Annotated in this window: 19 protein-coding genes and 1 tRNA gene; 13 read left to right on the top strand and 7 right to left on the bottom strand. The window is 68.4% G+C overall.

All coding sequences use genetic code 11. The annotated features are described in order from the left end of the window. Positions 1 to 19: 19 nt before the first annotated feature. Both pyk and ABD197_RS08470 read left to right on the top strand, forming a co-directional pair. Positions 20 to 1468 (top strand): pyruvate kinase, encoded by a 1449-nt coding sequence (gene pyk / locus ABD197_RS08475; RefSeq protein WP_344053511.1) that lies wholly within the window; start codon positions 20 to 22, stop codon positions 1466 to 1468. 75 nt (positions 1469 to 1543) lie between these two features. Next, entirely contained in the window at positions 1544 to 1936 is a 393-nt protein-coding gene (locus ABD197_RS08470) for an SHOCT domain-containing protein (protein WP_344053510.1), read from the top strand. A 57-nt stretch (positions 1937 to 1993) separates the two neighbouring features. Here the strand turns inward: ABD197_RS08470 and ABD197_RS08465 are convergent. After that, a tRNA-Leu gene (locus ABD197_RS08465) sits at positions 1994 to 2076 on the bottom strand. Between the two features lie 40 nt (positions 2077 to 2116). Here ABD197_RS08465 and ABD197_RS08460 point away from each other — a divergent pair. Further along, positions 2117 to 2737 carry an ANTAR domain-containing response regulator gene (locus tag ABD197_RS08460; RefSeq protein WP_344053507.1) on the top strand — a complete coding sequence of 207 codons (621 nt, stop codon included), beginning with the start codon at positions 2117 to 2119 and terminating at the stop codon, positions 2735 to 2737. A gap of 16 nt (positions 2738 to 2753) precedes the next feature. Here ABD197_RS08460 and ABD197_RS08455 read toward each other — a convergent pair whose 3' ends face one another. After that, positions 2754 to 3185, bottom strand: a complete 432-nt coding sequence (locus ABD197_RS08455) for a hotdog fold thioesterase (protein WP_344053505.1) — start codon at positions 3183 to 3185, stop codon at positions 2754 to 2756. Positions 3186 to 3238: 53 nt separating this feature from the next. Here ABD197_RS08455 and polA point away from each other — a divergent pair, with 53 nt between their 5' ends. From polA to ABD197_RS08430, 5 genes are read left to right on the top strand one after another with little or no spacing between them, the layout of a single operon-like run. Beyond that, on the top strand, positions 3239 to 5893 hold the full coding sequence (gene polA, locus ABD197_RS08450; RefSeq protein ID WP_344053503.1) for a DNA polymerase I: 2655 nt from the start codon (positions 3239 to 3241) through the stop codon (positions 5891 to 5893). 40 nt (positions 5894 to 5933) lie between these two features. Continuing rightward, positions 5934 to 7607, top strand: coding sequence for a DUF885 domain-containing protein (locus ABD197_RS08445; protein ID WP_344053500.1), 1674 nt, complete (start codon positions 5934 to 5936; stop codon positions 7605 to 7607). Positions 7608 to 7643: 36 nt separating this feature from the next. Then, positions 7644 to 8675, top strand: coding sequence for an LLM class flavin-dependent oxidoreductase (locus ABD197_RS08440; protein WP_344053497.1), 1032 nt, complete (start codon positions 7644 to 7646; stop codon positions 8673 to 8675). Then, positions 8672 to 10033 carry an MFS transporter gene (locus ABD197_RS08435; RefSeq protein ID WP_344053494.1) on the top strand — a complete coding sequence of 454 codons (1362 nt, stop codon included), beginning with the start codon at positions 8672 to 8674 and terminating at the stop codon, positions 10031 to 10033. Before ABD197_RS08440 ends, ABD197_RS08435 begins: the two co-directional genes overlap by 4 nt. A gap of 15 nt (positions 10034 to 10048) precedes the next feature. Further along, on the top strand, positions 10049 to 10810 hold the full coding sequence (locus ABD197_RS08430; RefSeq protein ID WP_344053493.1) for an SGNH/GDSL hydrolase family protein: 762 nt from the start codon (positions 10049 to 10051) through the stop codon (positions 10808 to 10810). A 29-nt stretch (positions 10811 to 10839) separates the two neighbouring features. Here the strand turns inward: ABD197_RS08430 and ABD197_RS08425 are convergent, their stop codons facing one another. Further along, entirely contained in the window at positions 10840 to 12339 is a 1500-nt protein-coding gene (locus tag ABD197_RS08425) for a CitMHS family transporter (RefSeq protein WP_344053492.1), read from the bottom strand. A gap of 170 nt (positions 12340 to 12509) precedes the next feature. Here ABD197_RS08425 and ABD197_RS08420 point away from each other — a divergent pair, with 170 nt between their 5' ends. Together ABD197_RS08420 and ABD197_RS08415 are read left to right on the top strand one after the other, a co-directional pair. After that, positions 12510 to 14153 carry a sensor histidine kinase gene (locus ABD197_RS08420; protein WP_344053490.1) on the top strand — a complete coding sequence of 548 codons (1644 nt, stop codon included), beginning with the start codon at positions 12510 to 12512 and terminating at the stop codon, positions 14151 to 14153. Next, positions 14150 to 14800 (top strand): response regulator, encoded by a 651-nt coding sequence (locus tag ABD197_RS08415; protein ID WP_344053488.1) that lies wholly within the window; start codon positions 14150 to 14152, stop codon positions 14798 to 14800. Before ABD197_RS08420 ends, ABD197_RS08415 begins: the two co-directional genes overlap by 4 nt. Here the strand turns inward: ABD197_RS08415 and ABD197_RS08410 are convergent. Next, on the bottom strand, positions 14793 to 15356 hold the full coding sequence (locus ABD197_RS08410; RefSeq protein WP_344053486.1) for a dihydrofolate reductase family protein: 564 nt from the start codon (positions 15354 to 15356) through the stop codon (positions 14793 to 14795). The two genes, ABD197_RS08415 and ABD197_RS08410, sit on opposite strands and share 8 nt — an antisense overlap. 115 nt (positions 15357 to 15471) lie before the next feature. Between ABD197_RS08410 and ABD197_RS08405 the strand changes: the two genes are divergently transcribed. Then, positions 15472 to 15735 carry a DUF6458 family protein gene (locus ABD197_RS08405; RefSeq protein ID WP_344053484.1) on the top strand — a complete coding sequence of 88 codons (264 nt, stop codon included), beginning with the start codon at positions 15472 to 15474 and terminating at the stop codon, positions 15733 to 15735. 30 nt (positions 15736 to 15765) lie between these two features. Here ABD197_RS08405 and ABD197_RS08400 read toward each other — a convergent pair whose 3' ends face one another. The 3 genes from ABD197_RS08400 to ABD197_RS08390 all read right to left on the bottom strand — a co-directional run bounded on the left by ABD197_RS08400 (position 15766) and on the right by ABD197_RS08390 (position 18327). Continuing rightward, on the bottom strand, positions 15766 to 16074 hold the full coding sequence (locus ABD197_RS08400) for a winged helix-turn-helix transcriptional regulator (RefSeq protein ID WP_344053482.1): 309 nt from the start codon (positions 16072 to 16074) through the stop codon (positions 15766 to 15768). Further along, entirely contained in the window at positions 16071 to 16475 is a 405-nt protein-coding gene (locus ABD197_RS08395) for a VOC family protein (protein ID WP_344053480.1), read from the bottom strand. Before ABD197_RS08395 ends, ABD197_RS08400 begins: the two co-directional genes overlap by 4 nt. A gap of 154 nt (positions 16476 to 16629) precedes the next feature. After that, on the bottom strand, positions 16630 to 18327 hold the full coding sequence (locus ABD197_RS08390; RefSeq protein WP_344053479.1) for a SulP family inorganic anion transporter: 1698 nt from the start codon (positions 18325 to 18327) through the stop codon (positions 16630 to 16632). Between the two features lie 91 nt (positions 18328 to 18418). Between ABD197_RS08390 and ABD197_RS08385 the strand changes: the two genes are divergently transcribed. Together ABD197_RS08385 and ABD197_RS08380 are read left to right on the top strand one after the other, a co-directional pair. Beyond that, positions 18419 to 19339: an AEC family transporter gene (locus ABD197_RS08385; RefSeq protein WP_344053477.1), complete on the top strand. Its 921-nt coding sequence runs from the start codon at positions 18419 to 18421 to the stop codon at positions 19337 to 19339. Between the two features lie 130 nt (positions 19340 to 19469). Next, entirely contained in the window at positions 19470 to 20030 is a 561-nt protein-coding gene (locus ABD197_RS08380) for an HdeD family acid-resistance protein (protein ID WP_344053475.1), read from the top strand. Positions 20031 to 20070 lie beyond the last annotated feature (40 nt).

Below are 20070 nucleotides of genomic sequence, written 5' to 3'. Positions count from 1 at the left end.
CTCACGGAGTACACACACGATGAGACGTGCCAAGATCGTCGCCACGCTGGGACCCGCCACCTCGACTTATGAGCAGGTCCGCGCGATCATCGAGGCGGGTGTCGACGTCGCCCGGATGAACCTGAGCCACGGCGACTACACCGTCCACGAAGCCAACTTCGCCAACGTCCGCAAGGCCGCAGACGACGCCGGTCGTCCGGTCGCGGTCCTGGTGGACCTGCAGGGTCCGAAGATCCGCCTCGGCAAGTTCGCCGACGGACCGCACGACCTCGCCGTCGGGGACATCTTCAAGATCACCACGGAGGACATCGCCGGAACGAAGGAGATCGTCTCGACGACCTTCAAGGGCCTGCCCGCCGACGTGAAGGCCGGAGACTTCCTCCTGATCGACGACGGCAAGGTCCGCGTCCAGGTCACCGAGGTCGAGGGCCCCGTTGTCACGACGAAGGTCATCGTCGCCGGCGCCGTCTCGAACAACAAGGGCATCAACCTGCCCGGTGTCGCGGTCAACGTCCCGGCGCTGTCCGAGAAGGACGAGGCGGATCTCCGCTGGGGCCTGCGCATCGGCGCCGACCTGATCGCCCTGTCGTTCGTACGCAGCGCGAAGGACGTCCAGCGCGTGCACGTCATCATGGCCGAAGAGGGCCGCCACGTCCCGGTGATCGCGAAGATCGAGAAGCCGCAGGCCGTGGAGAACCTCGAAGAGATCATCGACGCGTTCGACGGCATCATGGTCGCCCGCGGCGACCTCGGCGTCGAGCTGCCGTTGGAGGCCGTGCCGATCGTGCAGAAGCGCGCGGTCGAGCTCTGCCGCCGCATGGCCAAGCCCGTGATCGTCGCGACGCAGATGCTCGAGTCGATGATCGAGAACCCCGTGCCCTCGCGCGCCGAGACGAGCGACGTCGCCAACGCGGTGCTCGACGGCGCGGACGCGGTCATGCTGTCCGGCGAGACGAGCGTCGGCAAGTACCCCGTCGTTGTCGTGGAGACCATGGCCCGCATCATCGCCTCCACCGAGGACCACGGCCTCGAGCGCATCGCTCCGTTGACCACGAAGCCCCGCACGCAGGGTGGCGCGATCACGCTGGCTGCCATGGAGGTCGCGGACTTCGTCGAGGCGAAGTATCTGTGCATCTTCACGGAGTCCGGCGACACCGCCCGCCGCATGTCGCGTCTGCGTCCGCGGATCCCCATGATCGGCTTCGCGACGGAGCCGGCGATCCGCCGTCGGATGGCCCTCACGTGGGGCGTGCAGTCCGCGCTCGTGGAGCACGTCGCGCACACCGACCGGATGTTCATCCAGGTCGATGACTTCTTCCTCAGCAACGACCTGGCCAAAGTCGGCGACAAGGTCGTGGTGATCTCCGGTTCCCCTCCCGGAATCGTGGGCTCCACGAACGACATCCGCATCCACAAGATCGGCGACGCCGTGCACGGCAAGGCCCCGATCTACCAGTCCAAGGACTGACGCTCCGCGGTATCGCACGAATGGTCGCGCTCGCTATGCTGAGCGCGACCATTCGCGTCTGACGGGGGATTTCACATGATCGGCTTCGGCGATCTCTTCTGGTTCCTGCTGTGGATCTTCTACTTCACGGCCTACATCTTCATGGTGTTCCTGATCATCATGGATCTGTTCCGCGATCACGCGTTGAACGGGTGGGCGAAGGCCGCGTGGATCATCGCGCTCATCTTCCTGCCCTTCCTCACCGCCCTCGTCTACGTCATCGCGCGAGGGCGCGGCATGGCCGAGCGCAATGCGGCGGCCCGTGGCGGCGGCGTGCCCGAAACGGACGACTATCGGCCGTCTGCGTCCGCGACGCCCGCGGCGGACATCGCTCAGGCGAAGGCGCTGCTGGATGCCGGCACGATCAGCCAGGGCGAGTACGAAGCGCTCAAGAGCAAGGCTCTCGGGAACCAGTACTTCGGCGCCTGACCCGTCCCAGAGACGGGTCGAGGGCCGACCCCGGGCGGGATCGGCCCTCTTTTCGCGTACCGGTGGTGGGACTCGAACCCACATGCCCTTTCGGACAAAGCATTTTGAGTGCTCCGCGTCTGCCATTCCGCCACACCGGCCCGGAGACTTCCGCGATTGACCATACCGTAGGATTCATTTGTGACAGAGCAAGAGCAGTCCAGCGCAAGCACGGCCCCCACGCCGCGACGAGTCGTCGTCGCGGAGGACGAGTCGCTCATCCGTCTCGACATCGTCGAGATCCTCCGGGACAACGGATTCGACGTCGTCGGCGAGGCCGGCGACGGCGAGACCGCGGTCCAGCTGGCCACGGAGCTGCGACCCGACCTGGTCATCATGGACGTGAAGATGCCGCAGCTGGACGGCATCTCCGCCGCCGAGAAGCTCAGCAAGAACCACATCGCCCCCGTCGTCCTGCTCACCGCCTTCAGCCAGAAGGAGCTCGTCGAGCGGGCGAGCGAGGCCGGTGCGCTCGCGTACGTCGTGAAGCCGTTCACCCCCAACGACCTGCTGCCGGCGATCGAGATCGCCCTCGCGCGCTACGAGCAGATCATCACGCTCGAGGCCGAGGTCGCCGACATGGTCGAGCGCTTTGAGACCCGCAAGCTCGTCGACCGCGCGAAGGGCCTCCTCAACGAGAAGATGGGGCTCAGCGAGCCCGAGGCCTTCCGCTGGATCCAGAAGGCCTCCATGGACCGCCGGCTGACGATGCAGGACGTCGCAAAGGCGATCATCGAGCAGCTCGCCCCCAAGAAGGCGTAGCGACCTCCACCGCGGCTCAGTCCCGCGGCAGGTCCTTGATCATGTTCGTGATCCGGATCGTCGACAGGCGCCTGCCCTGCTCGTCGGAGACCGCGATCTCGTGCACGGTCATGCTGCGGCCCAGATGAACGGGCGTGCACACGCCCGTCACGACTCCCGAGGTCGCCGAGCGCGTGTGCGTGGCGTTGATGTCGATGCCCACGGCGAGGCGCCCTGGGCCCGCGTGGAGGTTCGCCGCCATCGACCCGAGCGACTCGCCGAGCACGACGTACGCGCCGCCGTGCATCAGCCCGACCGGCTGGGTGTTGCCTTCGACGGGCATCGTGGCGACGGCACGGTCGACGGAGAACTCCACGAACTCCATGCCCATCTTCTCGGCGAGGGCGCCCATTCCGCGGCGTGCGGCCCAGACCAGGCCGTTCTCGTCGGTGGGGGCGGTGTCGGTCATCGTCAGCCTTCGTCGTCGGGAGTGGCGTCCGGACCCCTCACTAAACTTGCAGGGTGACGGACTCCGCAAAGCCTACCCTTCTCGTCGTGGACGGCCATTCGCTGGCATACCGGGCCTTCTTCGCCCTCCCGGTCGAGAATTTCTCGACGAAGGACGGGCAGCACACGAACGGCATCTACGGGTTCCTGTCGATGCTGATCAACCTGATCAAGGCCGAGAAGCCGACGCACCTCGCCGTCGCGTTCGACACGTCCCGGCAGTCGTTCCGTACCCGCGAGTACACCGAGTACAAAGCCAACCGGTCCGAGTCGCCGAGTGAGTTCAAGGGTCAGATCCCGCTGCTTCAGGAGTGCCTGGCGGCGATGAGCATCACCGTGCTCGCCAAAGAGGACTTCGAGGCCGATGACATCCTCGCGACCCTCGCGACCCAGGGCGCCGAGCAGGGCTACGACGTGCTCGTCTGCTCCGGCGACCGCGACACGATCCAGCTCGTGAACGACGACATCACGCTGCTCTACCCGAACGTGCAGGGGGTGTCTCAGCTCAAGCGTTACGACACCGCGGCGGTGATCGAGCGCTACGGCGTGCGCCCCGAGCAGTACCCGGACATCGCGGCGCTCGTCGGCGAGACCAGCGACAACCTGCCCGGCGTGCCGAAGGTGGGCGAGAAGACGGCGGTGAAGTGGATCACGCAGTACGGCTCGCTCGATGACCTGCTCGCGAACGCCGACAAGGTCACCGGCGTGGTCGGCAACAATCTCCGCGAGCACATCGACGCCGTCCGCCGCAACCGGACACTGAACCGGCTGCTGCGCGACGTCGAGCTGCCCGTCACGATCGCCGACCTCGAGGTGCAGCCGATGGACGCACAGGGCGTCCGCGACATCTTCGCGCGGCTCGAGTTCAAGACGCTCATTCCGCGCGTCGCCGAACTCGCCGGCATCGAGCAGCAGATGGCCTCGCTGTCCGCGGCCGCCGCGGTCGCCGCTCCCGTGCCGCTCGAGCCGTCACCGGGCGATCTGGCGACGTGGCTCGCAGCGGCGACCGGCGAGGTGGGCGTCACCGTTCTCGTCGAGGGCGCGCTGCCGGTCCGCGTCGGTTTCGCCGTGCGCGGCGGGAAGGGCGCGGATGCCGTCGCCGAAGCGACCTGGAGCACCGAGGTGGCGGCATCCATCGGTCCGTGGCTCGCCTCGGACGCGCCGAAGGTCTTCAGCGACGCGAAGCCGCAGCTGAAGGCTCTGCGCCGTGCCGGATTCGCGCTCGGCGGGCTCGTCTTCGACACGATCGTGGCCGGGTGGCTGCTGCGGCCCAGCTTCCCCGACAAGACGCTCGCGCACCTCGTGGACCGGTGCCTCGATGAGAAGCTCCCCGAGGCCGACCCGACCCAGCTCGTCCCCGAGACCGAGGGTGCCACACCGGGACAGCTCTCCTGGTACACGCTGCGGGTCGCGGAGGCGCTGCGCGGCGAGCTCGCCGAGAGCGTTGCCGCCGTGCTCACCGACATCGAACTGCCGACGCTGCGGACGCTCGCCGACATGGAGCTCGCCGGCGTCTCGGTCTCGCACGCCAAGCTGTCGGAGTTCTCCGCAGAGCTCGGCAGCCGCGCGGATGCGATCGCGCAGGACGCGTACGCGGCAATCGGACGCGAAGTGAATCTGGGGTCGCCGAAGCAGCTGCAGGAGGTTCTGTTCGATCAGCTCGACCTGCCGAAGACGCGCAAGACGAAGACGGGGTACTCGACGGATGCCGCGGTCCTGGCCGATCTGCAGGACTCGCACCCGCACCCTTTCCTCGACTTGCTGCTGCAGCACCGCGAGGCGACGAAGCTGCGGCAGATCATCGAGTCGCTCGACACCGCGATCGCTCCCGACGGGCGAATCCGCACGACGTACGTGCAGACCGGAAGCCAGACCGGCCGCCTGTCCAGCACCGACCCGAATCTGCAGAACATCCCCGTCCGCACCGACGAGAGCCGTCGTATCCGCGCCGCATTCGAAGTCGGCGAGGGCTATGAGACGCTGCTGACCGCGGACTACTCGCAGATCGAGATGCGCATCATGGCGCATCTGTCCGAGGACCCGGGACTGATCGAGGCGTTCAACTCGGGCGAGGACCTGCACCGCTTCGTCGGCGCGCGGGTGTTCGGGGTCGAGCCGGCCGACGTCACCGCGCCGATGCGGACGAAAGTCAAGGCGATGTCGTACGGCCTGGTCTACGGCCTGTCCGCGTTCGGCCTGTCCAAGCAGCTGCGCATCGAGCAGTCCGAGGCGAAGCAGCTCATGATGGAGTACTTCCACCGGTTCGGGGCGGTCCGCGACTATCTGCGGTCTTCGGTGGAGCAGGCCCGGATCGACGGCTATACCGAGACGATCTTCGGAAGGCGGCGCCCGTTCCCGGACCTCGCGAGCCCGAACCGCGTGCTGCGGGAGAACGCCGAGCGGGCGGCTCTGAACGCACCCATCCAGGGCAGCGCCGCCGACATCATGAAGATCGCGCTGTTCCACATCCACGACGACTTCGCCGCCGCGCAGCTGCGCTCCCGGGTGCTCATGCAGATCCACGACGAACTCGTCGTCGAGGTGGCCGCGGGGGAGTGGGATGCCGCGGAGCAGATCGTCCGCACGCGGATGGGTGATGCCGCCGACCTGGCTGTGCCGCTGGACGTGCAGATCGGGCGGGGCCGCGACTGGAACGAAGCCGCGCACTGACGGTGTTGGCGGCGCCGGAGTCGTTGCCTAGGCTCGATGCATGACAGATTCCACACGTACGCCCACGCAGATCGACACGATCGCTGACGCGTGGGTCGACACGCTCGCTGAGCAGCTTCCGACGCTTGCGACGTACATCGGCCGGTTCGAGTACAACGACCGCTACGGCGACTACTCGCCGGAGGGCACCGAGCGACTGATCGAGGCCGGGCGGCGCACCCTCGCCGACCTCGAGGCCGCGACGCCGGTCGATGCGATCGACGAGGTCACGAAAGAGGACCTCAGCCGCGAGATCCGGCTCGAGATCGATCTGCACGACGCGAAGTGGCACCTGCGCGACCTCAACGTGATCGCGTCGCCGTCGCAGGACATCCGGTCTGTGCTCGACCTCATGCCCACCGACACCGCGGAGGACTGGGCCGTCATCTCGACCCGCCTCGGCGCGATCCCCACCGCCCTGGAAGGCTACGTGCAGACTCTCCGGCAGGGGATCGCCGAGGGTGTCGTCCCCGCGCGTCGGCAGGTGCGCGAAGTCGTGACCCAGATCGCGCGCTACACGAGCGATCAGGGCTTCTTCGCGACGTTCGCCGGCGACGCCGCCCCCGCGGACGGCCAGCTGCCGGCATCCCTCGCCCGCGAACTCGCCGACAACGCCAACGCCGCCCGCGTCGCGTACGACGAGCTCGCCGCGTTCCTGGGCACCGAACTCGCACCGGCCGCCGGTGAGCAGGACGCGGTCGGCCGCGAGCTCTACGCGCTGCAGTCCCGGCGCTTCCTCGGGGCGAGCATCGACCTCGACGAGACGTACGACTGGGGCGTGGAGGAGCTCGCGCGCATGGTCGCCGAGCAGGAGTCGATCGCGGACCAGATCAAGGCCGGCGCGAGCGTGGAGGAGGCGATCGCGATCCTCGAGGAGGACGCGTCGCACAAGCTGCACGGCACCGACGCCCTGCAGCGGTGGATGCAGGAGACGAGCGACCGGGCGATCGCCGAGCTCGGCCGCACGCACTTCGACATCCCCGAACCGATCCGCCGGCTCGAGTGCATGATCGCGCCCACGAAGGAGGGTGGCATCTACTACACCGGCCCGACGGACGACTTCTCGCGTCCGGGCCGTATGTGGTGGTCCGTTCCCGAGGGCGTCGAGGACTTCGACACGTGGCGCGAGCTCACCACGGTCTATCACGAAGGCGTGCCCGGGCATCACCTGCAGATCGCGCAGGCGGTCTACAACCGCGCCGAGCTGAACTCGTGGCGGCGCCTCCTGGCCGGCACGTCCGGCCACGCGGAAGGGTGGGCGCTGTACGCCGAGCGCCTCATGGAGCAGCTCGGCTACCTCGAAGAGCCCGCCGACCGGCTCGGGATGCTCGACGGTCAGCGCATGCGCGCCGCGCGCGTTGTTCTGGACATCGGCGTGCACCTCCAGAAGCCCCGGCTCGACGGCGAGGGGACGTGGGACGCCGACTACGCGCTGGCATTCATGCGCCGGAACGTGAACATGTCCGACGAGTTCGTGCAGTTCGAGGTGAACCGCTACCTCGGCTGGCCGGGACAGGCGCCGTCGTACAAAGTCGGACAGCGCATCTGGGAGCAGATCCGCGACGACGCGAAAGCGGCGGAGGGCGACGCGTTCGACATCAAGCGCTTCCACAAGCGTGCGCTGGACCTGGGCGGCGTCGGTTTGGACACGCTGCGCTCCGCACTCACCGCGTGACGGAATAGGTCGGGGCCGAGCGGAGTTTGCATTCACATGAATGAGATCCAGCTCGGCCTCGACACTTTCGGCGACGTCACGAAGGATGCCGCCGGTGCGCGTCTCTCGGACGCGCAGACGATCCGCAACGTCGTGGACCAGGCGGTGCTGGCCGATGAGGTCGGACTGGCCTTCTTCGGCGTGGGGGAGCACCACCGCCCCGAGTTCGCGATCTCGAGCCCGGAGATCGTGCTGGCGGCCGCGGCCGCGCGGACGCGCGACATCCACCTCGGGACCGCCGTCACCGTGCTGTCGTCGGATGATCCGGTTCGCGTCTACGAGCGCTTCGCCACCCTGGACGCGGTCTCCAACGGTCGCGCCGAGGTGATCCTCGGACGCGGCTCGTTCATCGAGTCCTTCCCTCTGTTCGGCTACGACCTGCGCGACTACGAGACCCTCTTCGAAGAGAAGCTCGACCTGTTCTCGCAGCTCATGACCGAGAAGCCGGTGACGTGGCAGGGCACGAAGCGCGCCGCGCTGGATGCCGCCGACGTGTACCCGAAGACCGAGAACGGGCTGACCGCCTGGGTCGGGGTGGGCGGGTCGCCGGAGTCCGTCGTCAGGGCGGCCCGGTACGGCTACGGCCTCATGCTTGCGATCATCGGCGGACCGGCGCACCGGTTCCGCCCGTTCGTGGACCTCTACCACCGTTCGCTCGACTCGTTCGGGATCGGTGCGCGGCCCGTCGGCATCCACTCGCCCGGTCACATCGCCGAGACGGACCAGCAGGCATGGGACGAGGCCTACGAGGGCTTCGAGGCGATGAACAACACGATCGGACGCGAGCGCGGCTGGCCGCCGTACAGCCGCGCCCGCTTCCAGCACGACGTCGGACCCGAGGGTGCGCTCTACGTCGGCTCGCCGGAGACCGTCGCACGCAAGATCGCCACGACGGTGAAGACGCTCGGGAGCACGCGCTTCGACATGAAGTTCTCCACGGGGACGCTGTCGCACGACAAGCTCATGCGCTCGATCGAGCTGTACGGCGCGAAGGTGCAGCCGCTGGTGCGTGACATCCTGTCTTCATGACGGATGCTGCGCCGCAGGCGCTCGACGCGTCTGCGGTGTCGGAGCGCCTGGACCGGCTGCCGTTCACGCGGCGCCACCTCAAAGTCCTGACCGGCTCCGGGCTCGGCTGGGCGCTCGATGCGATGGATGTCGGCCTGATCTCCTTCATCATCGCCGCTCTCGCGGTGCAGTGGCAGCTCGAGCCCGGTCAGACGGCATGGATCGCCTCGATCGGGTTCATCGGCATGGCGATCGGCGCCACGCTCGGCGGGCTCCTGGCGGACCGCTTCGGGAGGCGCCAGATCTTCGCGGTGACGCTGCTGATCTACGGCGCCGCAACGGGAGCCAGCGCGCTGGTCGGCGGACTCGCGGCGCTCCTCGTGCTTCGATTCCTCGTCGGCCTGGGTCTCGGGGCCGAGCTTCCGGTCGCCTCCACGTACGTCAGCGAGTTCGCGCCTGCACGGATCCGCGGTCGCCTCATCGTGATCCTCGAGGCCTTCTGGGCGGTCGGCTGGACCGCCGCCGCCCTGATCGGCTTCTTCGTCATCCCGACCTCGGCGGACGGCTGGCGCTGGGCCTTCGCCCTGGGCGCGATCCCCGCCGCCTACGCGCTGATCGTGCGGTGGGGACTGCCCGAGTCGGCGCGATGGCTCGCGCGGCGCGGTCGGCACGCCGAGGCCGACGCCGTCGTGCGCGCATTCGAGCAGTCCGCGGGGGTGACACCGGCGCCGAGCACGGCCACGCCGACCGCCGATACCGCCGCCGCAGCGCCGTCGGCGCGCGAGCGACTCGCGGGCCTGTGGACGCGAGAATTCCGCCGCCGGACAGCCGCGCTCTGGCTCGTCTGGTTCTGCGTCAACTTCTCCTACTACGGCGCCTTCATCTGGATCCCGTCGATCCTGGTCGCGCAGGGCTACGACCTGGTCCGCTCGTTCGGCTTCACACTCGTTATCACGCTCGCTCAGCTGCCCGGCTACGTCGTCGCGGCCTGGCTGATCGAGGTGTGGGGGAGGCGCCTGACCCTGTCGGTCTTCCTCGCCGGCTCCGCACTGTCGGCGATCGCGTTCGGCACGGCATCCGCGGAGGGAGTCGTGATCGCCGCGGGGATGGCCCTGTCGTTCTTCAACCTCGGTGCGTGGGGCGCGCTGTACGCGGTGACGCCGGAGATGTACCCGACGTCGCTTCGGGCGACGGGTTCAGGCTGGGCCGCGGGCGTCGGCCGTCTCGCCTCGATCATCGCCCCGCTGCTCGTGCCGGTGATGCTCGTGGCCGGTGGTGCGCCCCTGCTCTTCGTCGTCTTCGCGGTCTTCTTCGCCGTCGCGGCGGCCGCGGCGTGGGGTCTCGCCGACCGGCGCGGGCGGGCTCTGGATGATCGGTGACCGTAGGCTGAGGAAGTGAACACCGTCAGATACGTCGCGATCGGCGATTCCTTCACCGAGGGTGTCGGCGATGACCTTCCGGACGGCCGGGTACGGGGCTGGGCGGACCTCGTCGCCCAGGGCTGGGCCGATGCGTCGGGACAGACGATCGAGTACGCGAACCTCGCGATCCGCGGCAAGCTCGCATGGCCCATCGTCGATGAGCAGCTCGAACCCGCCCTCGCGCTGAAGCCCACGCATCTGTCGTTCAACGGCGGCGGCAATGACATGATCCGACCGCGCACCTCGATCTCCCGGGTGATCGACGCGTTCACGCGAGTGATCGAGCGGTGCGACGAAGAGGGCGTGCAGCTCATTCTGCTCTCCGGCGCGAACCCGTCCGCGCAGCTGCCCCTCAGCAGACTCATCCAGCGTCGCGGAGACATCCTCTCCCTCGCGGTCGGCGCGCGCATCGAGGACAGGCCGGACATCATCCGGGCGTTCAACTGGCCCGATCGCGAGCTGTCCGCACCCGCCTACTGGGCGGAGGATCGCCTGCACATGAACTCCCGAGGGCATCACCGCGTCGCCGCGCGCGTGCTCACCGCCCTCGGGATGGAACCGCCCGCTGCCTGGTGGTCGCTGCCGCCGCTGCCCGCCTCCGCCCGCATGCGCGCGTCCGAGTACTACCGCGAGCACCTCGGCCCGTGGGTGCAGCGCCGGCTGAGCGGCACCTCCTCCGGCGACGGACGCGAGCCCAAACATCCGGAATGGGCCCCGATCGCACCCGCGACCTGAGCCCACCCGGCGTTCGCACTCTCACGCGATCACAGGAACGGGATCACCCCGACGAGGATGCCGACCGCGAGCATGACGAGCGAGACGACGGTCGCGCGCCACAGCACCTTCTTGTGGTGATCGCCGAGGTTCACGCCCGCGAGTGACACGAGCAGCAGAATCGCGGGGACGAGCGGGCTCTGCAGGTGCACCGGCTGGCCGATGATCGACGCACGCGCCATCTCGACCGGCGCGATGCCGTAGGTCGCGGCGCTCTCGGCGAGCACCGGAAGGATGCCGAAGTAGAACGCATCGTTGGACATGAAGAACGTCATCGGGATCGACAGCACACCGGTGATCACCGCCAGGAACTGACCCATCGACGGCGGAACGATGTCCACGACCCACTCGGCCATCGCGGTGACCATGCCCGTACCGTTCAGGACCCCCACCAGGACGCCGGCGGCGAGCACCATCGAGACCACGCCGACGATGCTCGGCGCGTGGGCGACGATCTCGTCCGCCTGCGAGCGCAGCTTCGGGAAGTTGACGATCAGGGCGATCGCGGAGCCGACCATGAAGACGTACGGGAGCGGCATCAGGTCGAGCACCAGGAGGACCATGACGGCGAGCGTGAGGGCCAGATTCACCCAGATCAGCTTCGGCCGCAGGGTCGCGCGGTTGGGGTCGAGCATCGTGTCGGCCATCATCGTGTCGACGTCCTCGGCTTCCAGCACCGCCTGCTCCGCAACGGCGGCGCCCACCGGCGTGCGTCCGCCGCGGCGGAGGGTCGGGATGCCGGTGGTGGAGAGCGTCGCGGGAGCACCGGGCTTGACCTCGGCCCCGCTCACGACGTTCGGGGCGAACAGACGCCGACGCCATCCACCCGTCGTGGGCGCGGCCGGCGCGGACGCGGCTGCAGGGGAGTAGGCGAGCGACCCGAGGCGCTTGCGCTCGGCGAGCCCGAGGAACCACGCGAAGGTGAGCGCGACGACGAGTCCTGCCGCAAGCGAGGGGAGCATCGGCACGAAGATGTCGGTCGCCGACACCCCGAGGGCGGCCGAGGCGCGAACGGTCGGTCCGCCCCACGGCACGATGTTCAGCGTGCCGTTCATGAGCCCGGCGACGCACGTGAGGACCACCGGGCTCATGCCGAGCCGGAGGTAGATCGGGAGCATCGCGGACGTCGTGATGATGAACGTCGTGGATCCGTCGCCGTCCAGAGACACCGCCCCGGCGAGGATCGCCGTGCCGAGCACGACCTTCGCCGGATCTTCCCCGAGGAAGCGGGTGATCAGGCGGATGAGCGGATCGAACAGGCCCACGTCGATCATGATCCCGAAGAACATGATCGCGAACATCAACAAAGCCGCGGTCGGCGCGAGGTCCTTGATGGCGTCGATCACCATGTCGCCGAGACCGAGGCCGGCGCCGGCGAAGAGTCCGAAGATCGTGGGGACGACGATCAGGGCGACCATGGGCGTGAGCCGCTTGGTCATGATGAGGACCATGAATGTGAGGATCATGGCGAATCCGAGCAGGACGAGCACGTCGACTCCTTCGTCTGGGCGTTGCGGGGGCTGAACTGCCTTCGCGCTGCGCCCGAACGTAGCCGCGCGCCGCGCGCGGCATCCGGTATCTCGCTTTCTGTCGCGTATTGCGCTTATCGTGAGTTCTGCGCATTTCGCTCACTCTGCGGGCGCACAGGACGGAGGCGGGAATGCGATTCGCGACGCACCTGCTCGTCTGGCAGCTCGCGTGCGTGATCGCCGTCGTGGGCGTGTGCACCGCCGTGTTCACGTGGCTCGGCGTGCAGCAGCTGCGCGCCGAAGCGGAGTCGTCGGCGCTGGGGATCGCGCGAACCGTCGCGACCGACGGCGACGTGCGACGGGCCGTCGAGCAGATCTCGGCGCAGAGCGCCGCACCGACCGCCGCCGCGCTGCGCGGGGGACCACTGGCCGAACTGGCCGGCGAGGTGGAGGACACCACAGGGGCCTTGTTCGTCGTGATCACGGATGACCGCGGGATCCGTCTGGCCCACCCGGACCCGCAGCGCCTCGGGGAGGTGGTCAGCACGAGCTTCGCCGAGGCGCTCGCCGGGCGCGAGACGGTCTCGTGGGAGGCGGGAACGCTGGGGGAGTCCGCTCGAGCCAAAGTGCCGGTTTTCGCCCCGGGGACGCGCGTCCCCGTCGGCGAGGTGAGCGTCGGCTTCGCGCGGGCGAGCGTCTTCGACGACCTCCCACCCCTCCTGATCGGCGTCGGGGTGGCTGCCGCCGCAGCGCTGCTGATCGGAGCGCTGGTCTCTGCACTCATCCGTCGGCGACTCGAGGCCCTGACGCTCGGAGTCCAGCCTGAAGAGCTCGCCGCGCTGGTGCAGAACCAGGCGGCGGTGCTGGACGGCGTGGGCGAGGGTGTCCTCGCGTACACCCCGGACCGCGTCGTGACGGTCGCCAACGCCTCCGCCGCCCGCCTGCTCGGCATCCCGGAGCCGGTCGGCCTGCACATCGACGACCTGCCGCTGCCCGCCGAGCTCCGTGCTGCGATCTCAGGTGTCGACTCCGCGAACGTCCGCGGACAGGAACCGCTGATCGTCGGCGATCGCGTGGTTTTCGTGGACACTCGGCCGGTCACCCGGTCGGATCGCGATCTCGGCCGCGTCGCGGTGATCCGCGACCGCACCGACATCGTGCGCCTGAGCGATCGGCTCGACACCGTGAGCACGATGACCGGCGCGCTGCGCGCACAGCGGCACGAGTTCTCGAACCGCCTGCACGTCGCCGCGGGCCTGATCGACGCACAGCGCATCGCCGAGGCGCGTGACTACCTGAGCGATGGGTCGACGACGCGGGATGCTGCAGACACCTCGATTCCGATCGACGAACCGTTCCTGCGCTCACTGATCGAGGCGAAGAGCATCGAGGCCGACGAGCGCGGAGTGCGGCTGACGATGTCGGAAGCCTCACTCGTCCTCGGCGAGGTCGCCGCCGCGGAAGACATCGCCTCCGTGCTGGGCAACCTGGTGGACAACGCGGTCCGGGCGGCCGTGGCATCGCCGGCGCCGCGATGGGTCGAGGTCGAACTGCTCGACGACGCCGACACGCTCGTGATCACCGTCGCCGATTCGGGTGGAGGCATCGCCGATCCGTCGCGCCTGTTCGAGCGGAATGCCGAGCGAACCGATCTCGCCCCGGACGCCGTGCACGGCCGGGGGATCGGTCTGCCGCTCGTGCGCGAGATCGCCGATCGCCTCGGCGGTGACGTCCGACTCGTGGATGCCGGCGGAACCGGCAGCGGTGCCGTCTTCAGCGCCCGGCTCCCACGAACGATGAAGGTACGCACGACGAGCGACGTGGAGGACGAATGACACCGGATCTGCGTGTACTGATCGTCGACGATGACTTCCGGGTGGGTGGTCTGCACCGCGATGCCGTCGCCGATCAGGCGGGATTCGAAGCGCTCGAGCCGGTGCGCGGCGTGCGCGAGGCGCGTGCGGCGGTGCGGGACCGGCATCCGGATCTCGTCCTGTGCGACGTCTACCTGCCTGACGGAGACGGCATCGCCTTCGTCTCGGAGATCGACGTCGACGCGCTCGTGATCAGCGCCGCCTCCGACGCGGACACCGTGCGCCGGGCCCTACGCGCGGGAGCGCTCGGCTACCTGCGGAAGCCGTTCGACCCTCGCCTCCTGCGCGATCGCCTGGATGGATACCGCCGCTATCGCAATCTGCTGACCGCCGGCGACGTGGACCAGGAGACGATCGAGCGCGCCCAGCGCGCTCTGCACGGGCGGGATGCAGTGCCGGCGACCGCGTCACAGACGGCGACCGAACGCGTGATCCTGGAACATCTGCGCGACGGGGAGGCATCGGCGACCGCGATCGCCGAGCGGATCGGCGTCTCCCGCGCCACCGCCCAGCGGCACCTCGCGAACCTCGCGGCGCGGGGTGCGGTGGAGGTGGGCCTGCGCTACGGTGCGACCGGCCGGCCCGAACATCGATACCGGCTCAGCTGACCTCGCGGGCCACGCAATACGTGAGTTCGGCGAACTGTCCCGCCTGCCTCGCCGACGTCAGGCGGAGACGGTCCGGCCCGATGCGCCGGGGGAGGAGCGGACGCCCGGACGGGAGCGTAGCGGGCGCGATCGACACGCGGACCTCGTCGAGCAGTCCCGCGTCGTCGAACTGGCCGACGAGGTCGCCGCCGCCGACGAGCCAGACGTCGCGGCCACCGGCGCTCTCTGCGATCTCTGCCCATAGGGTCGGGACATCGCCCCGCCGGAACCGGATGTCGGCGTCCGGGACGCGGAGGAGCTCGCGTGAGCTGAGGACGAAGGCAGGGAGCTCAGGGTAGGGCCAGCGCTCGGGGTGCACGGCAAGGTCTTCGTGATCGAGCAGCCACTCGTACGTGGTCGAGCCCATCACCAGAGCGCCGATCCCGGCGAGGAAGGCTGAGAAGGCTGCTTCGGCTTCGGCGGCGCCATCGACCGCGAACAGCCAGTCGAGGGAGTCGTCCTCATCGGCCAGGAAGCCATTGAGGGTGGTGGCGGTGTGGAAGATGACGCGCGGCATCCGCTCACGTTAGCGCCGGGTGCGGACACCGCATGTCAAGCCCTTGCCGGGCGGAGGCGACATCCGCCAGCGTGGGATCGTCCGCATACTTGGGTCCGGACGGAAAGGGAGTGCCATGAGCATCGGAGCCGGAATCGTTCTGTTCGTCATCGGAGCCATCCTCGCGTTCGCGGTGAACGTGCAGGTGGACTGGGTGAACCTGCAGCTGATCGGGTACATCCTGATGGGTGCAGGTGCGCTCGTCTTCCTCCTGGGATTGGTCCTGCTGGCGCGGCGTCGGCAGACCGACACCGTGTCGCGCACGTCGATCGATCCCGCTGCGGGGGAGCAGGTCACGCGGCGGAGCACGTCCACGACGAATGACGACCCCGTCGTCTGAACCGTCGAGGACGACCAGCGCCCGGGGCCCTCACGGCTCCGGGCGCTCGTTCGTGCCCGCTCCGTTCGCCGCACCCCACCGCCCGAGGGCGTCGATCGCCGGGCGCAGGCCCTGCCCCCGCTCGGTCAGGGCGTAGGCGCGCGTGTTGTGACGGAGGGGGAGCCGACGGAGTACGCCCGCGGACTCCAGCTCACGCAGGCGCGTGGCGAGCATGTTCGTCGGCACCCCGAGATCCCGCTGGAGGTCGCCGTATCGCTGGGGGCCGTCCATCAGCCGCGCGACGATCAGCAGGGCCCACCGGGATCCGACGATCTCGAGTGCGGCGGAGAGATCGCTCACACGTCCGATTCGGCGTCCGGCTTCATCCAGAACGGGGAGTAGTGATACCCGTCCGGGTCGTCGAACTGCCGCTGATACATGAACGGGTAGTCATCGGTGTCGCCGATCCTGCCGCCCGCAGCCCCGGCGCGCGCCACGAGATCATCGACCGCCTCGCGGCTCCCGAGGTCGAACGACACCGTCACCTTGGACGGTGTGTCCGGCCCACCCACCAGGTCTTCGACACCACCGACGGCGGCGTACATCTCACGACTGCCGAGCATGACGTACTGATCGGGGGCGATCGCGAAGCAGGAGACGTTGTGGTCGGACATGTCGGCGTTCAGCGTCCAGCCGAGCGCGGTGTAGAACGTGGTCGCGCGGTCGACGCTCTCGACCGGGCAGGTGATGAAGAGGCTCATGGGTCACACACTTGCAAAATGCAAGTGTCATGTCAAGAGGCGCGCTCACGCTTCGCGGGAGAGCGCTCGTCAAAACGAGTTGACATAATGTGCATTATCGGCAATAACCCGCAACCCCCAGTATGTACGCGCGGAGACCGGATGCCGACGACGTTCAGGATGCCGGCGCCGCGGCATCCGCCCGGAACGCCGCCACGGCGTCTTCGACGGTGGCGTAGATGTGCGCGTTGTCGAACTTCTTGAGCGTGTCGAGCTTCGCGAGGACTTCGAGCAGCCGTGGATCGGCCTGGGCGATCGCGAACACCCGGCCTTCGGCGTGCAGCGAGGCGATGAGTCCTTCGAGGTTCAGACTCGCCGAGTAGTCGATGTCGCCGATCGACGAGCAGTCCAGGATGAGCCAGCGCACACGCGACGGCGCCGCGGCGATGAGCTGCTGGATGCGGTCCACGAACAGACTGGCGTTCGCATAGAAGAGTCGCGAGTCGAACCGGAAGACCACGAGGCCCGGAAGGCTCTCCGTTCCCGGCTCCGCGGCCGTGTAGGTCGGCTCGCCGTCCTTCGAGACACCGACGAGGAAGTCCCGGGGCGTGTAGGCGCGACGAACCAGCTCCAGGACAGAGAGGACGATCGCGAGGATGATGCCCTCTTCCACGCCCCACGCGAACACGACGATCGCGGTGAGCAGCGCGATGACGAACTCGCTCACCCGTGCGGCACGGATCCGACGCAGGCCCCGGAAGTCCACGAGCCCGAGCCCGATCATGAAGACGATGGCAGCCAACACCGCGACCGGCATGTTCGTGAGGTACCGCGTCAGGAACAGGACCACGACGATCACGACGGCGACCATCGTGATGTTCGCCATCTGACTGCGTCCGCGCTGCTCGTCGAGGATCTCCGTCTTCGTCGGGCTGCCGTTCACGACGAAAGTGCCGGTGAGTCCCGCCGCGACGTTCGCCCCGGCGAGCCCGAGGATGTCGCGGTTGATGTCGACCCGCTCACTGTGCTTCATCGCGAAGCTCCGCGAGGTCGCCGCGCTCTGGGCGATGATCAGGAAGAAGCACGACAGCGCGACACCCATCACGGCGGGGATGTCGGAGAGATCGAGCCCCTGCGGCAGCCCGAACGGCGGAAGTCCCCCCTGGACCGGCCCGATGACCGCGACGCCTTGGCTGGACGCGTCGAGCACGTTGGAGAGCACGATCGACAGGATGACCGCGATCACGGCGCCCGGGATCTTCCGGTTGATGAGCTTGCAGCCGACGATGATCACGAGCGTCCCGCCCGCGAACGCCATCGTCCAGCCGTTCGCATCGCCCAGATGGGTGAGCGTGCTCCACTGCTGCTCGAACCAGTTGCCCGTGCCTTTCGGGATGCCGAGCATGTCCGGCAGCTGACCGGTCAGCACCGAGATCCCGACGCCGGTGAGGAAGCCGATGAGCACCGACGCACTGAGGAAGTCGCCGAGGAACCCGAGCCGAAGCAGCCGGGCGAGGACGAGGAGCGCGCCGCACACGAGGGCGACGAGGCTCGTCCACGCGACCCATTCCGCCGAGTTCGGCGACAGCCCCGAGATGCCGAGCCCTGCCAGGCCCGCGGCGAGGATCGCCGCCGTGGCCGAGTCGGCACCGACGACGAGCAATCGTGAAGACCCGAGCAGCGCGAAGACGAGCGTCGGGAGGATGATCGTGTAGAGGCCGGTGATCACCGGCGTCTGTGCGATCGACGTGTAGCCCATCACCTCCGGGATCGCCACGGCGGCGAGCGTCACGCCCGCCAGGACATCCACCCCGAGCCAGGACGGCTTGTACTGCCGGATCCACGCCGGCACGATTGCAGTCAGAACGGACATCCGCTCCCCTCTCCCCCGTGCTCGGATCGTATGAGGCCGCCGGACGCGGCCGCATCATTCGGGCAGGGTGAGAGCCCATAGGCTCGAAGGCATGATCGAGAGCCTGACGGGATTCGTCGTCGTCGGCCTCGCGATCGCGGTGGGCTATGTGATCGGACGCATCGACCTCCTCGGCGAGCATGCCCGCCCGGTCCTGGCGCGGCTCACGTTCTTCGTCCTCTCGCCGTTCCTCCTGTTCGTCGTGCTCGCCGAAGCAGACGTCCGCACACTCTTCTCCGCGCTGCTGCCCGTTTCGGCGATCGCCGCCGTGACCGTGATCGCCGTGTACGCACTCATCGCCCGGTTCGCCTGGCGGCGCTCGGCAGGCGAAGTGGTGATCGGTGCACTGTCGGCCGGGCAGGTCAACTCGAACAACATCGGCATTCCGCTCTCGCTGTATCTGCTCGGCAGCGCCGCCTTCCCCGCGCCCGTGATCCTCCTGCAGCTGCTCGTCTTCACCCCGATCTCGATGGCGATCCTCGAAGCGGCGACCTCCGGCGGCGGCTCGTTGCGCCGCTCGATCGGTCGGGCCCTGACGAATCCCATCGTGATCGGATCGGCGCTGGGGACGCTCGTATCCGTGAGCGGCATCGATCTGCCGCCGATCATCTTCGAACCGGCGACCCTGCTCGCGAACGCCTGCGTTCCCGTGCTGCTGATCAGCTACGGGATCTCGCTGTACGGGCAGCGCGTGCTCGGACCGTCGGGGCGACGTCGCGACATCGTCCTGGCCACCGGGCTGAAGCTCGTCATCATGCCCGTGGTCGCGTGGGTCGTGGCCCGATTCGTCTTCGCCCTCTCCCCCGCCGATGTCCTGATCGTCGTCGTCCTCGCGGCGCTCCCCACGGCGCAGAACGTCTTCAACTACTCGCAGCGGTACGGCGTGGGCGAGACGATCTCGCGCGACACGGTGTTCCTCACCACGATCGGGTGCGTGCCGGTGCTGCTCGCCGCAACCCTCCTCCTCGGCTGACGACTCGACGGCAAGACGGGAGCGCTCCCGTCATGCCACGACACACGGGACCTTCGTCACTCGGGCCCGTTACAGCTGGGTCTATGCTGTGAGCGCACCTCGCAGGTAACTCCCAGGAAGGGAAATACTCATGACTACCGAATCCGCAGCGGAGAAATCAGCCGTCAACGGCATCCGCACCGCACTGGGCATCGGCGGCGTCCTGTCCGTCATCGTCGGCATCCTGATCCTGGCCTGGCCCGGCAAGACGGCGATGGTCGTCACCGCGATCATCGCGATCTACGTCATCGCCGCCGGTCTGGTCTACGCCGGTCTCGGCATCTTCTCCAAGACGCGCGGCGGCTGGTCGCGCATCGGGCACATCGTGCTCGGCATCCTGTTCATCATCGCCGGCATCGTCGCGTTCGTGAACCTCGGCGCCGCGACCGCGTGGCTCGCGATCTTCATCGGCATCCTCGTCGGTATCCTCTGGATCATCGAGGGCGTCGTGGCGCTGTCGACGCTGGGCGACGCCTCATCGAAGGGCTGGACGGTCTTCTTCGCGATCATCAGCATCGTGGCGGGAATCGTCCTGCTGTTCTCGCCGCTGTACATCGCGGCACTGTGGTGGCTGCTGGGCATCGCGCTCGTAGTCCTCGGCATCATCCAGATCGTCCGCGCGTTCACGTTCGGCAAGAAGGATCTCGTCTGATACCTCGCTCGCACGACGAAGCGCCCCGGATCCGTCCGGG

This window comes from Microbacterium lacus (assembly GCF_039531105.1).
Classification (GTDB): Bacteria; Actinomycetota; Actinomycetes; order Actinomycetales; family Microbacteriaceae; genus Microbacterium; species Microbacterium lacus.
The sequence above is the reverse complement of the archived record's forward strand: the minus strand, read 5'-3'. Positions and strand labels throughout refer to the sequence as shown.